Below are 14,156 nucleotides of genomic sequence, written 5' to 3' on the forward strand. Positions count from 1 at the left end.
TGCCACGTGGGGAACGAGGCGCCCGGATCGCGCGACGCCCATTTCCATGCATCTACATGTATTGTAGATGCATATAACCATGAGAGCTGGGAAGCAATCGCAAGGCAGCCTGCGACGCGAGGCTCGCGCCCTGGTCGACGCTTGCCCGGCCTGGAATGCCCGGCTGGCGGCGCGACGCATTTCGCTGTTCATCGATCGGGACATGGCGGCCCTTGGCCTTACCGCGGCGCAAGCCGGGCTGATGGCGCAGATCGCGACCATCGGCGACGATACGCTCGGCGCACTCGCTCAGCGGACCGGGCTCGAGCAATCCACGCTGTCGCGCAATCTGCGTACGCTGGAACGCGAGGGGCTGATCGAGATCGCGGTGGTGGAGGCAGACTTGCGGCGTCGTGCAGTGTGGCTGACCGAAGCCGGCGTACGGCGGTTACAGGAGGCCCTGCCGGTCTGGCGTCAGGCCCAAGCCCGTCTCGCGCAGATCCTGAGGCCTGGACTGGCGCGCGAGCTCGCAGACCACAGCGAGGCGCTGAACGAGGCGAAGCCCGGATCACGATTGCCTTGAAAGCTCCAAAATCTCTTGGTCGAGTGCGCGCCCTGGTCCCCCTCCGGCGAGCATCGGGCGCTGAGGTCGGTCGCGCTGCGATTGGAGGGCCTGGCTAGCGGGCAGCAGGACAAGCGTATCGGATTTCGTGCTGCGGTAGCGGTCGGGCGTCTTGCCGGACAGGTCGAGAGCGAGGTGCGAGATGACACCTGTCGACGCGTGTGATCTGTCGTTTCCGGATCTCAGTCTTCCGCAGAACCTTCGCGGCCCCCCGCGGGCAGGCAATCGCGAAAGCGTCGCAATCTTCTTCGCGCTCCTGCCGGAGCCGGACACAGCGAGCTACATTTCCCATCTCGCCGGCGACCTTCGCGCCGAGTTCAAGCTGCACGGTCGGCTGCGCCCGCCGAGCCTGCTCCATGTCTCGCTCAACAAGGTCGGCAATTTCATCGAATTGCCGAGGGAAATCATCGCCGCAGCGCTGGAAGCCGGCCGAATGGTCGAGGCCCATCAGTTCGCCGTGAGCCTTGACCGGTTCCTCAGTTTCAGCGGCGGTGAACCTCACGCCCTTGTCCTGTGCTGCGGGGAGGATCTCGCCGCGCTTTCGACACTGCGCCGCAACATCGATCGAGCGCTCAAGAGGGTCGGGCTGAAACCGGGTGGTCAGGCAGGTTCGACGCCCCATGTGACCATATTATACGACCGCGAACTCGTACCTCCCATGGGGCTCGAGCGGCCGATCGGCTGGGTTGCCCGCGACTTTGTCCTGATCGAGAGTTTCCAGGGACAAGGCCGATACGAGATTCTGGGGCGCTGGCCGCTGCACCCGCTATGTTGAAGGTCGAATGCGGTAAGCGCAGCGCCGCGCGCCATGAAGGATGTGTTCCTCTCGTTCGACCGAACAGCCCGGTCCGAGCGCGTCTCTGAAGATCGCGAGTTCGGCGCGGCAAAACCCCTGGCAAATCGACGCCGCGGCGCAGATCGGACAGTGGTTCTCGATCAGAAGCCAGCCATCGTCCGATCGCTGCCATTCGGCCATATAGCCTTCGCGGCTCCGGATCTCGGTGAGCGCCGCAATGCGGGCCTCCAGCCCTTCGGCGCCCGCCATGGCTGCCTGATAGGCGGTTCGCATCTCGGTTTCGCGGGCGTTGATCAAACGGTCGAGCGCGTCTGCCCCCAGGAGTTCGCGCACGGACCGCAACAGGCTGACCGTGAGCTCCGCATGGCTGTCGGGGAAGCGCGCCTGACCCTTGTCGGTCAAACGCCAGAACTGGGTTGGGCGGCCGACACCTCGGGACACGGTCTCGGTTTCGACAAGGGCTTCGGTCGCGAGCTTCGCGAGTTGCTGCCGCGCGTTCTCGCCCGTGGTGCCAAGCGCCCTTCCCAGATCAGCCGCGGTCTGTGCGCCGCGTGTCTTCAGCAGGGTCAGCAGCCGGTCAGCCGGCGGACGGGGCAGTGATGATGCATTTTCCAAGTCGTAGCTTGACATATTTCAGGAGCGCCAATATTCCAAGTCAATACTTGTTTTATAGAGCTTGCAGCAACCCGCTGCAAGCTGCGCTGGAGATGACGATGCCCTTCACGGTTCCGAGCCTGCCTTACGCCCTCGATGCGTTGGCGCCCGTCATGTCGGCAGAGACGCTGGACCTGCATCACGGCAAGCACCATCAAGCTTACGTCACCAAGCTCACCGAGCTTGTTCCGGGCTCGGCCTTCGAAGGTTTGAGCCTTGAGGAGATCATTCGCGGCTCCTTCGAAAGACCGGGCGCAGAGGCGATCTTCAACAATGCCGGCCAGCACTGGAACCACAATTTCTTCTGGCCCTCGCTAAGGCCCGATGCCGGCGGCATGCCCGGCAGGCTGGAAGCCCGGCTGAAGGGCGACTTCGGAACGATCGATGCCTTCAAGGCCGAGTTCGTGAAGCAGGGCCTTGCCCAGTTCGGTTCCGGCTGGGTCTGGCTGGTGCAGACGCGGGAAGGGCGTCTTGCCGTCACCAAATCAGCCAACGCGATCAACCCGCTGGTCCATGACCAGACGCCGCTGCTCGGCTGCGATGTCTGGGAGCATTCCTATTATGTCGACTATCGCAACCGCCGTGCCGATTACCTCCAGGCCTTCGTCGATCATCTCGTCGACTGGGATGTGGTCGCGTCGCGCTTGCCGGCCTGAGCCGATGATGGGACTCGCTGAGCGGCTCTCGGCGCGGCTCGCGGCTGGCGCCGAGAGCCACATCCTCCGCTTCGCCCTTGGCGCCGCCTGCCTGAAGAGCGGCGACGGCCCGGCCGCGATCGTACACCTCGAGCGCGCGGTCGCGCTTGATCCTGATTATTCGGCGGCATGGGCGCTGCTTGGCCGCGCCCGGTTGCTGGCGGGGCGGACGGAAGCGGCGTGCACAGCGTGGCAGCGTGGAATTTCGGCGGCCGAGCGGCGAGGCGACATTCAGTCCGCCCGGCAGATGCAGGTCCTCCTCAAACGCGCTTCAAAACCTGCCGGAGACGTGGATCGTGCCTGATCTGCCCTCAGCGATCCTGCTGTTCAAGACGATGCTGGTCTGCGGTCTTTCGCTCTGGTCGGCGATCACGGTCCTGAACAATATTGGCGACTTCCGTGGGGCGGCCGGCGCCATTGCGCGAACATTGGCGATGACGCCACTCAGGGAGGAGCCCGCGATCCCGACGCCGCTGCTCCGGCGGGCGCTGCGCTGCGATCACTGGTCTGTTCTCGCGCTTGCCGCAATCCTCGCGATGCAGGCCCTTGCGACAGCGCTGCTCGGCCTTGGTGGGTTTGAGTTGATCCGTGCCTGCCTGACTGCCGCGGCTCCGGCGCGGGGCATCTGGTTCTCGACTGCGGGGCTGGGCGTGATGGCGCTGGTCTGGCTGTCGATGATGAGCGGCGGGCTCTGGTTTGGCTACTGGATCCGTCAGGGCGAACTTCAGCTGACGCAGATCGCCCTGCTCACCATGACCGTTGTGGCTGCGCTGGCAGTCAATGCCTGACGCCGCTCGGGCGTCAGGCTGGCTTGTCCTGCTGTCTCAGACGATGGGCGGGTTGAGCCGCGCAAACCCCGCCTGACGGCGATAGGGAAAATAGGGATAAGGCGCGGTCACGCTGCTTGCTGCATCCAGCCGTGCGATCTGCTCTGCAGTCAGCGACCAGCCGACCGCTCCGAGATTCTGCCGGAGCTGCTCCTCGTTGCGGGCGCCGATGATGACGCTCGACACGGTCGGGCGCTGAAGCAGCCAGTTGATCGCGATTTGCGGTACCGATCGGCCGGTCTCCTTGGCGACCTCGTCGAGCGCATCGACCACCGCATAGAGCCTGTGATCGTCGACCGGCGGACCGAACTCGGCGGTCTGGTGCAGGCGGCTTCCCTCCGGCAGCGGCTGGCCGCGGCGCAGCCTACCGGTGAGGCGGCCCCAGCCGAGCGGGCTCCAGACCAATGCGCCCACGCCCTGGTCGCGCCCGAGCGGCATCAGTTCCCATTCGTAGTCACGCCCGACCAGCGAGTAATAGACCTGATGCGCGACATAGCGCGGGTAGCCATGCCTCTCCGCGAGTGCGAGCGACTTCATCAGCTCCCAGCCGGCAAAGTTGGAGACGCCGACATAGCGGAGCTTGCCGGCGCGCACGAGGTCACTGAGCGTCGACAGGACCTCCTCGATCGGCGTATGGGCATCGAAGGCGTGGAGCTGCAACAGGTCGATATGCTCGGTGCCGAGCCGGCGGAGCGCATCTTCGACCGCCTTGATCAGGCGCGGGCGCGACGATCCGGCATCGTTTGGTCCATCGCCCATCGGAAGGCTGGTCTTGGTCGAGATCAGCACCTCGTTGCGGCGCCCCTTGATCGCCTCGCCCAGCACCTCCTCGGACGCTCCGTTGGAATAGACATCGGCGGTGTCGAACAGGGTGAGACCGGCCTCAAGGCAGATGTCGACCAGTCGCCGGGCTTCTCTGGCGTCGGTGGTGCCCCAGGCGCCGAAGAGCGGACCCTGGCCACCGAAGGTTCCGGCGCCGAAGCTGAGGGCGGGGACCTTGAGGCCGGATGCTCCGAGATTACGATAGTCCATGATGGCTCTCCTTGTTGGTGTGATGGAGCAGATAAGTCTGGTTGGATGAAATCGCTCAGCAGCCACTCAGGGCCGGTGCCGTGACCGCGGCTTTGCGATCGAGGCGCAGGCTCCAGAGGGCGACCACGAGGCCGCCGATCGGCATCAGCGCTGCGACGAGGGGGACGGCCGTCAGGCCGGGCCCATGGTCGATCACCGCGCCGCCCGCCCAGGCGCCGAGCGCATTGCCGAGATTGAAGGCGGCGATGTTGAGGCTGGAGGCGAGGCTCTGGCCAGCCCCGGAAGCCTTCTCCAGCACCCAGATCTGAAGGGGAGGGACGGTGGCGAAGCCGGCGGCGCCGAGCAGCCCGACGAAGATGGTGGCTGCGATGCCGTCGTGAATGGCGAAGGTCATCAGCCCGAGCACCAGCGCCAGGACGAGCATGCTGCCGATCACCGTCGGGACCAGGTAACGGTCGGCCAGCCGCCCGCCGATCAGGTTGCCGATGATCAACCCACCCCCGAAGACGAGCATGACCGGTGAGACCAGGCTATCGCCGAGCCCGGTCACCTTGGTCAGGATTGGCGCGATATAGGTGAAGACCGCGAAGACGCCGGCAAAGCCGAGGACAGTCGTCAGCAGGCCGAGCAGTAAGGGGCGTTGCGCCATCGCCTTCAAATCGGTGCGCCAGTCGCTCGCCTCCGGTGCCGCCTTATCCTTCGGCACGAAGGCCGCGATGATGGCGAGCGCGACGATGCCGACGAGCGTCACAGCCCAGAAGGTGGCGCGCCAGCCGAGCTGCTGCCCGAGCCAGGTGCCGAACGGCACACCGAGGATATTGGCGATCGTCAGGCCGGTGAACATGATCGCGATGGCAGAGGCCTTGCGCTCCTGCGGCACCAGGCCGGTGGCGACGACCGAGCCGACGCCAAAGAAGGTGCCATGCGCGAAGGCGGTGAGGATGCGCGCTGCCATCAGCAGTCCGTAGTCCGGAGCCAGAGCGCAGGCGGCGTTGCCGAGCGTGAAGATGACCATGAGGGCGAGCAGCACGGTTTTGCGCGGCCAGCGCGCGGTGAAGGCTGTCATCAGCGGCGCCCCCACGACGACGCCCAGCGCATAGCCGGAGATCAGCAGGCCGGCCGAAGCGATCGAGACGCCGAGATCGGCGCTGACCTCGATCAGGAGTCCCATGATGACGAATTCGGTGACGCCGATGCCGAAGGCGCCGGCGGTGAGAGCATAGAGTGCAATGGGCATGGTGGTTGTCCGCAAGACGGGAGGATGTCTCGCGGCAAGATGGCGCGCTGCAGCATCGTGCGTTAGACTGCCGCAAGGAATATCATTTGTGAGATGAATTCATCATGGCGCGTTTGGAGATCAACCGCTCCGGCGAGATGGAGGTCTTTGCCCGGGTCGTCGAGCTCGGCGGCTTCTCGGCGGCGGCCCGTGCCTTCCGGATGACGCCTTCGGCCGTCAGCAAGCTCGTCGCCCGGCTGGAGAGCCGCCTTGGCACGAGACTGGTCAACCGCTCGACGCGCAAGCTCCAGCTCACGCCCGAAGGCGGCATCTTTTATGAGCGCAGCATCCGTGTCCTGGCCGACCTGGACGAGGCGGAGCGTAGCGCCTCCTCCAGCGAGAGCCCGGCGGGCCGCATTCGCCTCAATACCAACGCCTCCTACGGCACGCATATTCTCGCGCCGGTCGTGCCGGAATTCCTGGCGCGCTACCCGGGCGTGACGCTCAACCTCGTGCAGACCGATGCCATCATCGACCTCATGGAAGAGCGTACCGATGTCGCGGTCAGGGCCGGTCCGCTGAAGAGCTCCAATCTCATCGCCCGCAAGCTCGGCGCGACCCGCATGACGATCGTCGCGGCGCCGATCTATCTGGAGCGGTTCGGCGAGCCGAAGAGTGTCGCGGAACTCGACGGCCATAACCGTATCGGCCTCTGCTACGCCCGCACCATAGAAGGCTGGCCGCTGCTCGATGGCGGTCAAGCCGTCACCGTCCCGATCGTCGGCAGCACGCAGACCAGCGATGGCGAGGCATTGCGGCATCTGGCTGTCGCGGGGGTGGGGCTCGCGCGGCTGGCGACCTTCACCGTGCGCGAGGATATTCGGGCCGGAAGACTGCGGCCGGTTCTGGAGGAGAGCAATCCGGGCGATCTCGAGGAGGTGCACGCCGTCTATCTCGGGCAGGGCGGACCTCTGCCGGCGCGTATCCGGGCGTTGCTCGATTTTCTGGGGGAGAAGGCGCGCGTCGGTTGAGCCTGGCCCAATCCCTGCCTAGACCAAGGCGTTCAGGCAGAGGGCGACATGGCGATCACGATTTACGGCATCAAGAACTGCGACACGATGAAGAAGGCCCGAACCTGGCTGGACGAGCACGGGGTCGCCTATCGCTTCCATGACTACAAGGCCGTTGGCGTGGCGCGCGCCAGTCTCGAGGCATGGTGCGCGGAACATGGCTGGGAAACGATCCTGAACCGCGCCGGCACCACGTTTCGGGCGTTGGCCGATACCGACAAGCAGGGGCTCGACACTGGCAAGGCAATTTCCTTGATGCTGGCGCAGCCCTCCCTGGTCAAGCGGCCGGTGCTCGACCTTGGCTCGCGGACATTGGTCGGTTTCAAGCCGGCGCTCTACGAGGCGGCCTTCCCGCGCTGATCCAGGACCATGGCCATGCCGGGCTCGGCCGTGCCGTCACGGTGGGCCGGCGTGCGCTGCACTTCCGTTGTCGCTGCGGCTGCGCTACCTCGCTGCGCATGACAACCGATTTCAGCTTCCATCTGCTCGGTCGGGACGGCGCTGCCCGTACCGGCGAGATCCGCATGCCACGCGGCGTAATCCGCACCCCGGCCTTCATGCCGGTCGGCACAGCCGCGACCGTGAAGGGAATGTATCCCGAGCAGGTCAAGGCGCTCGGCGCCGATGTGGTGCTCGGCAATACCTATCACCTGATGCTGCGCCCCGGCGCGGAGCGCATCGCGGGTCTTGGCGGCCTGCACAGTTTCATGAACTGGCAGCACCCGATCCTCACCGATTCCGGCGGGTTCCAGGTGATGTCGCTCTCCCAGCTTCGGAAGCTGACCGAGGAGGGCGTGACCTTCCAGTCGCATATCGACGGCTCGCGCCACATGCTCTCGCCCGAGCGCTCGGTCGAGATCCAGAACCTGCTCGGCTCCGACATCGTCATGCAGCTCGACGAATGCGTCTCGCTGCCATGCGAGGATATCGTCGCCGAGAAGGCGATGCGCCTGTCGCTGCGCTGGGCCGAACGCTGCAAGACGGCCTTCGGCAATCCCGCGGGCAGGGCGCTCTTCGGCATCGTCCAGGGCGGTTCCGTGCCGTCCCTGCGTGTCGAGAGTGCCAGGTCGCTCGTCGACATGGACCTCAAGGGCTATGCGATCGGCGGCCTTGCGGTCGGCGAGCCGCAGGACGTGATGCTCGCGATGATCGAGACGGTAGAGCCGCATCTGCCGCAGGAGCGCCCGCGCTACCTGATGGGCGTCGGCACTCCCGACGATATCGTCGAGTCGGTGAGCCGCGGCATCGACATGTTCGACTGCGTGATGCCGACCCGTGCCGGGCGCCATGGCCAGATCTTCACCCGCTTCGGGCGGATGAACCTGCGCAATGCCAAGCACGCCGACGATCCCCGGCCGATCGACGCGCAGTCGAGCTGCCAGGCTGCCAACGGCTATGCGCGCGCCTATCTGCACCATCTCGTCAAGGCCGACGAGATGCTCGGCAAGATGCTGCTGACCTGGGTCAATCTCGCCTACTATCAGGATCTGATGGCCGGGCTGCGCGCTGCGATCGCGGCCGGAACGCTGGTCGATTTCATCGCGGAGACCAAGGAAGGCTGGGCGAAGGGCGAGCCGGCATGATCGCGATTGCGACAGCCAAGTCCCGGCTGGAGCGATGATCGACCCCTGGCTCGGCATGCTGCTGCTCAAGATGGCGACCGCGGCAGCGATCGTCGTCGGTTGCTCGCTGCTGGCCGAGCGGACCGGTCCGCTCGTTGCGGCCCTGATCGCGACGCTGCCGATTTCGGCCGGGCCGGTCTATGTCTTTCTGGCGCTCGACCACGACCCGGCCTTCATCGCCGCCGGTGCGCTCGGCAGCATGGCTGCCAATCTCTCAAATGCCGGTCTGGCGCTGGTCTATGTCCTGCTCGCCCAGCGCCTCGGCATGGTGGCGAGCCTCGTGACGGGGCTGGCGACGTGGTTCACGATTGCCATCGTGCTGCGGCAGCTCACGCCGCCGGTCATGGTTATGGCTGCACTGACTGTGGCGGTCTTTGCCGGCCTTCACATGCTCTTCAGGCCGTATCTGGCGGCGCGGCCGGCGGCGCCTCCCGGGCGGCCCTGGTACGCGATCCCGCTGCGCGCCGCTTGCGTCGCCGGGCTGGCGGGGACGGTGACGACCATCAGCGCACGCGTCGGCCCGGGTTGGTCCGGCGTGCTGGCGGCTTTTCCCATCGTTCTGTCGAGCCTCATCGCGATGCTACAGCCGCGCATTGGTGGCCCCGCGACGGCGGCCGTCATCGCCAACTGCGCGCTCGGCCTTCTCGGATTCGGCCTTGCGCTTGGCCTTGTTCACCTGACGGCGGTGCCGCTCGGCTCATGGCCGGCGCTCGGCCTCGGGCTTCTGCTTTGCGTCGGCTGGAATCTGGGCCTGATGACTATTGCCCGTCGCACGCGTCGGGCGGCGCCATGACGCGATGAATAGGCCGCCAATGATCAGGATGAAGCCCACCACCTGAAGCGGGCCCGGGATCTCGCCCAGGATCGGGATGGCGAGCAGGGTGCCCGTCACCGGGATCAAAGGGGGAAAACGCCCGACGACGGAGGCGCCGAGCACATGTGCCGCCCAGCCCCAGATCCACAGGCCGATGATGACGTTGAGCACGCCCTGGTTGAGCGCATGCGCGACGAGCACCCACCACGGCGCGACATCGAAGCCGCGGAAATAGAACAGGAAGTAGAACGGCAGATAGGCCATCGACAGGACCGAGACGATCGCCGCCGCCTTTAGCCCGTTCACCTTCCAGAGCTGGATCAGCAGCGGGTAGAAGCCCCAGAGCAGCCCGACGCCGAGAAAGCAGAGATCGCCGCGCAAGGTGCCGGCCGTCGAAGCGGTGCTGCCGGCTATGCCGAGGCAGGCCAGGCCTGCGAGAACTCCGATGACGCCGATGATCAGGTTCCGCGTCAGCATGGCGCCAAACAGCACGACACTTCCTGCGATGCCGATCAGCGTCACCGTTCCAGGGCCGATGGTGGCGCCATGAGCCGCCGGGGCTAGCGTCAGCCCGGTCAGCATCAGATAGGTCATCGGAAAGCCGCTGGTGATCGCGAGCCAGATTCCGCGCCGCCAGGTCACGCCGCCGCATGTCGCCAAGCCCCCATCCCTGAGGAAGATTGGCAACAGCAGAAGACCAGCGGTCGTGAAGCGCAGGGCTAGCAGATCGTGCTGGCTCAGTCCGTTGAGCACGGCGTGGCGGCTGATCACGAAGTTCGAGCCGAAGATCAGCACGCTGCACAGCATGCCGATGACGGCGAGACGCCAGCGCAGCCGTACTGCCTTTTGATCCATCAGCGAAGCGTCGGCGATCTTGTCCATGCTTCGATTAATCCCGCATCGCACAATCGCGATATGCCCGATGCTGCATGGCGCGCCCGCACCCGTCGCGGGATGGGAAATCTGTCGAGGGCCGCAATTGCTCCCCGGCTGCGCCATTTTGTCGCCGTGTCCGGCCTCTTCTCTCGAGGCGACCAAGGGATGAACTCATGAACGACGATACGACGAAGATGGCGATCGGCCGGGTTCTGCGCAGCTTCGGCGGCCAGGTCGCGGTTTCGGTCACGGCCTCCGTGGCTGCCGCCGGAGTTCTGGCCTTTCTTCAGATCCAGTCCGGAGCTGCCCATCGCGCGACCATGGCTGAGCAGATCGTCCGGGCGTCGCAGCCTGATGCCGAGCTTGCAAATGCCTCGGAAGCGCCCGTGAGCAAGTTCCTGGAGCGGCATCGCGATCAGATGAGCGCCGGCAATGCGGAGTCCGTCTCGCCCACCAGGGCCTTGGCTGTGCCGGCGACGTTGCTGATGCCGATGGCGACAGCCTGGGCGCTGCCAGCCGGCACGACACCCGCCTTGGCTCGCTTTGAACCGCAACGTAGCAGCGCGCCCGTCACTGCGGCGGCGCACACGGTCCCGCGCGAGCGGAGCAAGCCAAGCGTCGCGGCAGCGCAGCCTTTGCCGATTTCGCCACCGCTGCAACTGGCGGCCTCCGCGGGGGACGCCACGACGGCCGTCGCTTCAACGCGCGGGCCAAGCCTGCTGGGACTGGAACTGCCAGACGGCGTTACGCGGGCCGGCCGCGCGCTGGGCGGCCTCGCCGATCGGGTCGGTGCCGCCGGGACCTGGACGGTCTCGACGGCAAGCCAGCTCCTGCCGAGTTGGTGAGAGCAGGCGCCTTCAGCTTCAGGCCAGCGCCTTCAGCGCCGAGCGGCCGGCATAGATCGCCTGGGCGCCGAGTTCTTCCTCGATGCGCAGCAGCTGGTTGTACTTCGCGGTACGGTCGGAGCGGGCAAGCGAGCCCGTCTTGATCTGCCCGCAATTGGTGGCGACAGCGAGATCGGCGATCGTTGCGTCCTCGGTCTCGCCCGAGCGGTGCGACATCACCGCGGTGTAGCCGGCGCGCTGCGCCATCTCGACGGCGGCAAGCGTCTCGGTCAGCGAGCCGATCTGGTTGACCTTCACCAGGATCGAGTTCGCGGTCTTGCTCTTGATGCCCTGCGACAAGCGGGTGACGTTGGTGACGAAGAGATCGTCGCCCACGAGCTGGCACTTGCTGCCGACGAGATCGGTCAGAGCCTTCCAGCCCTCCCAGTCATCCTCGGCCATGCCGTCCTCGATCGAGACGATCGGGTAGTTGYCGACGAGCTTGGCGAGGTATTTGGCCTGCGCCTTCGGATCGCGGGTTTTGCGTTCGCCTTCATAGACGTAGGAGCCGTCCTTGAAGAACTCCGTCGCGGCGCAGTCGAGTGCCAGCGCGATGTCTTCGCCCGGCCGGTAGCCGGCCTTCTCGACCGCCTGCATGACGAAATCGAGCGCAGCCTCGGCCGATTTCAGGTTCGGCGCGAAGCCGCCCTCGTCGCCGACATTGGTGTTGTGGCCGGCGTCGTGCAGAGCCTTCTTCAGCGTGTGGAAGACCTCGGCGCCCATGCGCAGGGCTTCCGCGAAGGAAGGCGCGCCGACCGGCATGATCATGAATTCCTGGAAGTCGATCGGGTTGTCGGCATGGGCGCCGCCATTGACGATGTTCATCATCGGCACGGGCAGGACGCGGGCGGAGGTGCCGCCGACATAGCGATAGAGCGGCAGGCCCGAGCATTCGGCTGCGGCCTTGGCGACGGCGAGCGAGACGCCGAGAATGGCGTTGGCGCCGAGCTTCTTCTTGTTCGGCGTTCCGTCGAGATCAATCATGGTCTGGTCGATCGCGGCCTGGTCCTCGGCATCCATGGCGACGAGGGCTTCGGCGATCGTGGTGTTGACGATTTCGACGGCCTTCAGCACGCCCTTGCCGAGATAGCGGCTCTTGTCGCCGTCACGCAGCTCTACGGCTTCATGCGCGCCCGTCGAGGCGCCGGAGGGGACCGCGGCGCGGCCCATCGAGCCATCCTCGAGCACGACGTCGACCTCGACGGTCGGATTGCCACGGCTGTCGAGGATCTGGCGGCCGATGATGTCGATGATCGCGGTCATGGGAGGCTCCGGTGCGAGGCGAAACGGAAGGATGCCGCGCTTCTAGCCAAGCGCAGGCGTAACGGAAAGAGGCGTCGCGGCGATTGGCCGGTGGCGCGGGCGCGCCCGAGGCTCTAGAAGGCCGCCTTCAAGGAGCCATGACCATGACGATCGACGCCTCGACCCTGCAACTGGGCCATGCCAGTGCACTGCCGCAATCTCCCGAGGAGGCCCGCCTCGACCGTGTGCCCAATCCGCATGCCGGCACGAATTATCTCGCGCGCTTCACATGCCCGGAATTCACCTCGATCTGCCCGGTGACCGGCCAACCCGATTTCGGCATCCTGGTCATCGATTATCTGCCCGGCCAATGGCTGGTCGAATCGAAGTCGCTGAAGCTCTATCTCGGGTCGTTCCGCAACCACGGAGCCTTCCACGAGGATTGCACCGTCAATATCGGCAAAACACTGGTCGAGCTGCTCGAGCCGGAATGGTTCCGCATCGGCGGCTATTGGTACCCGCGCGGCGGCATCCCGATCGATGTGTTCTGGCAGACCGGCGAGCCGCCGAAGGGGCTCTGGCTGCCCGATCAGGGCGTCGCTCCTTACCGCGGCCGCTGAGTTCAGGTCCGCGAGCCTGCCAGCGGCAGGATGCGCGGCGTCACGATGCCAAGCAGGCCGATCCCTGCCGCAAAGAGCAGGATCGCGCCTGTCGTGCCGAGCAGATGCAGCGCGATGCCCATGGCGACGGGGCCGATCGCATGGCCAAGGAACAGCGCGCAGGCGAAGAGCGAGACGGCCGAGCCGCGCGCTGTCGGAGCGAGCTCGGTCGCCTGAGCCTGGAAGGTGCCGTGCATCAGGAAGAAGCCGAACCCGTTCAGGGTGAACAGGCCAACCGCGCTCCACCAGGGTAAGAAGGGCAGCGAGAACAGCACATAGCCCGTCGCCATCAGGAGCCCGCCGGTGACCGTCATGCGGGCCGGTCCGAGGCGCTCGACCAGGATGCGGGTCAGGATCCCGTAGATGATGCCGCCAAGCCCGGTTCCGGCGATCACCAGCCCGGCCAGCGAGGGGCCGATCCCTGAGCGCTCCTGCAGGATCGCCGCGACATAGGGCGGCATGCCGAAGATCAGGCTGCCCTCGGTGATGACGATCGCATAGAGCAGCTTGCTGCGCGGGTTGGCGAAGACGGATCTGTAATTCGCCAGCGCGCCCGCAAAGCTGAGCGGCAGCCGTGCCGCGTCCGGGCGCGGCTTCAGCACGACGATGACCAGAAGCGCTGCAGCCGCCGCCATGGCAGCGGCCATCACGAAGACACTGCGCCAGCCGAAATGCTCCGCGATGACGCCCGAGCAGGCGGCCCCGGCCATTTGCCCGACGATCATCAGGACAAGGAAGCGTCCGAGCAGTACCTGCCGCTCGGCCATTGGCGCGCGGTCGCCGATCGCGGCCATGGCGATGGGGATGACGCCGCCGGCAACGATGCCCGTACTCGCCCGGATCACCGTCAGTACGTCGAAGGACAGGGAGAAGGCGGCAGCCATCGAGAGCAGGGCAAGCAAGCCGAGGCAGACACTGATCGTCCGCAGCTTGCCGACCGAATCCGCGATCGGGCCCAGGAAGGGCTGACCGACCGCGTAGGCAAAGGAGAACGCAGTTGCCATGGCGGCGATCTGCGCAATCGTCCGGCCGAACTCAGCTGCCAGTGTCGGCACCAGCGGATCGAGGATCCGCATGGTGAAGGTCGATGCGAAGCCGCAGGCCCCGAGGACCAGGATCAGCGGGCGCAGCGAGGCGGGCTTGGTTGCGGTAACGGGCTTGTCCATAC

At 66.0% G+C, this 14,156-nt stretch carries 17 protein-coding genes; 11 read left to right on the forward strand and 6 right to left on the reverse strand.

Annotated elements, in window-relative coordinates; genetic code table 11:
* Positions 1-79: 79 nt before the first annotated feature.
* Both AC1DGP_RS16620 and AC1DGP_RS16625 read left to right on the forward strand, forming a co-directional pair.
* Positions 80-562, forward strand: coding sequence for a MarR family winged helix-turn-helix transcriptional regulator (locus AC1DGP_RS16620; protein WP_441491899.1), 483 nt, complete (start codon positions 80-82; stop codon positions 560-562).
* Positions 563-743: 181 nt separating this feature from the next.
* Positions 744-1,376: a 2'-5' RNA ligase family protein gene (locus tag AC1DGP_RS16625; RefSeq protein WP_441491898.1), complete on the forward strand. Its 633-nt coding sequence runs from the start codon at positions 744-746 to the stop codon at positions 1,374-1,376.
* Here the strand turns inward: AC1DGP_RS16625 and AC1DGP_RS16630 are convergent.
* Positions 1,368-2,027 (reverse strand): helix-turn-helix transcriptional regulator, encoded by a 660-nt coding sequence (locus AC1DGP_RS16630; RefSeq protein WP_441491897.1) that lies wholly within the window; start codon positions 2,025-2,027, stop codon positions 1,368-1,370. The genes AC1DGP_RS16625 and AC1DGP_RS16630 overlap by 9 nt on opposite strands.
* A gap of 83 nt (positions 2,028-2,110) precedes the next feature.
* Here AC1DGP_RS16630 and AC1DGP_RS16635 point away from each other — a divergent pair, with 83 nt between their 5' ends.
* The 3 genes from AC1DGP_RS16635 to AC1DGP_RS16645 are packed head-to-tail and all read left to right on the forward strand — an operon-like array spanning position 2,111 to position 3,534.
* On the forward strand, positions 2,111-2,707 hold the full coding sequence (locus AC1DGP_RS16635) for a superoxide dismutase (RefSeq protein ID WP_441505488.1): 597 nt from the start codon (positions 2,111-2,113) through the stop codon (positions 2,705-2,707).
* Positions 2,708-2,714: 7 nt separating this feature from the next.
* On the forward strand, positions 2,715-3,050 hold the full coding sequence (locus tag AC1DGP_RS16640) for a tetratricopeptide repeat protein (protein WP_441491895.1): 336 nt from the start codon (positions 2,715-2,717) through the stop codon (positions 3,048-3,050).
* On the forward strand, positions 3,043-3,534 hold the full coding sequence (locus AC1DGP_RS16645) for a DUF2165 family protein (RefSeq protein ID WP_441491894.1): 492 nt from the start codon (positions 3,043-3,045) through the stop codon (positions 3,532-3,534). The genes AC1DGP_RS16640 and AC1DGP_RS16645 overlap by 8 nt, the downstream gene beginning before the upstream one ends.
* 36 nt (positions 3,535-3,570) lie before the next feature.
* Here AC1DGP_RS16645 and AC1DGP_RS16650 read toward each other — a convergent pair whose 3' ends face one another.
* Positions 3,571-4,605 carry an aldo/keto reductase gene (locus AC1DGP_RS16650; protein ID WP_441491893.1) on the reverse strand — a complete coding sequence of 345 codons (1,035 nt, stop codon included), beginning with the start codon at positions 4,603-4,605 and terminating at the stop codon, positions 3,571-3,573.
* Positions 4,606-4,660: 55 nt separating this feature from the next.
* Positions 4,661-5,842 carry an MFS transporter gene (locus tag AC1DGP_RS16655; protein WP_441505489.1) on the reverse strand — a complete coding sequence of 394 codons (1,182 nt, stop codon included), beginning with the start codon at positions 5,840-5,842 and terminating at the stop codon, positions 4,661-4,663.
* A gap of 104 nt (positions 5,843-5,946) precedes the next feature.
* On the opposite strand from AC1DGP_RS16655, the gene AC1DGP_RS16660 reads away from it, so the two are divergent.
* The 4 genes from AC1DGP_RS16660 (at position 5,947) to AC1DGP_RS16675 (ending at position 9,306) form a co-directional block, all read left to right on the forward strand.
* Positions 5,947-6,852: a LysR family transcriptional regulator gene (locus AC1DGP_RS16660; RefSeq protein ID WP_441505490.1), complete on the forward strand. Its 906-nt coding sequence runs from the start codon at positions 5,947-5,949 to the stop codon at positions 6,850-6,852.
* Positions 6,853-6,900: 48 nt separating this feature from the next.
* Entirely contained in the window at positions 6,901-7,251 is a 351-nt protein-coding gene (locus AC1DGP_RS16665) for an ArsC family reductase (RefSeq protein ID WP_441505491.1), read from the forward strand.
* Positions 7,252-7,349: 98 nt separating this feature from the next.
* The gene (gene tgt / locus AC1DGP_RS16670; protein WP_441505492.1) at positions 7,350-8,474 is read left to right on the forward strand and encodes a tRNA guanosine(34) transglycosylase Tgt; all 1,125 of its coding nucleotides are present in this window, start codon (positions 7,350-7,352) and stop codon (positions 8,472-8,474) included.
* A 34-nt stretch (positions 8,475-8,508) separates the two neighbouring features.
* Positions 8,509-9,306, forward strand: a complete 798-nt coding sequence (locus AC1DGP_RS16675; protein WP_441505493.1) for a hypothetical protein — start codon at positions 8,509-8,511, stop codon at positions 9,304-9,306.
* Here the strand turns inward: AC1DGP_RS16675 and AC1DGP_RS16680 are convergent.
* On the reverse strand, positions 9,211-10,209 hold the full coding sequence (locus AC1DGP_RS16680) for a DMT family transporter (protein WP_441505494.1): 999 nt from the start codon (positions 10,207-10,209) through the stop codon (positions 9,211-9,213). The genes AC1DGP_RS16675 and AC1DGP_RS16680 overlap by 96 nt on opposite strands.
* Before the next feature lie 167 nt (positions 10,210-10,376).
* On the opposite strand from AC1DGP_RS16680, the gene AC1DGP_RS16685 reads away from it, so the two are divergent.
* Entirely contained in the window at positions 10,377-11,048 is a 672-nt protein-coding gene (locus AC1DGP_RS16685; RefSeq protein WP_441505495.1) for a hypothetical protein, read from the forward strand.
* Between the two features lie 18 nt (positions 11,049-11,066).
* Here AC1DGP_RS16685 and eno read toward each other — a convergent pair whose 3' ends face one another.
* Positions 11,067-12,350: a phosphopyruvate hydratase gene (gene eno, locus AC1DGP_RS16690; protein ID WP_476832322.1), complete on the reverse strand. Its 1,284-nt coding sequence runs from the start codon at positions 12,348-12,350 to the stop codon at positions 11,067-11,069.
* A 143-nt stretch (positions 12,351-12,493) separates the two neighbouring features.
* Here eno and queF point away from each other — a divergent pair, with 143 nt between their 5' ends.
* A complete protein-coding gene (gene queF / locus AC1DGP_RS16695; protein ID WP_441505496.1) occupies positions 12,494-12,949 on the forward strand; it encodes a preQ(1) synthase in 456 nt (151 codons plus the stop codon).
* Positions 12,950-12,951: 2 nt separating this feature from the next.
* Here the strand turns inward: queF and AC1DGP_RS16700 are convergent, their stop codons facing one another.
* Positions 12,952-14,154 carry an MFS transporter gene (locus tag AC1DGP_RS16700; RefSeq protein ID WP_441505497.1) on the reverse strand — a complete coding sequence of 401 codons (1,203 nt, stop codon included), beginning with the start codon at positions 14,152-14,154 and terminating at the stop codon, positions 12,952-12,954.
* Between the last annotated feature and the right edge of the window lie 2 nt (positions 14,155-14,156).

Source organism: Allobosea sp. 05T433, from assembly GCF_056396065.1.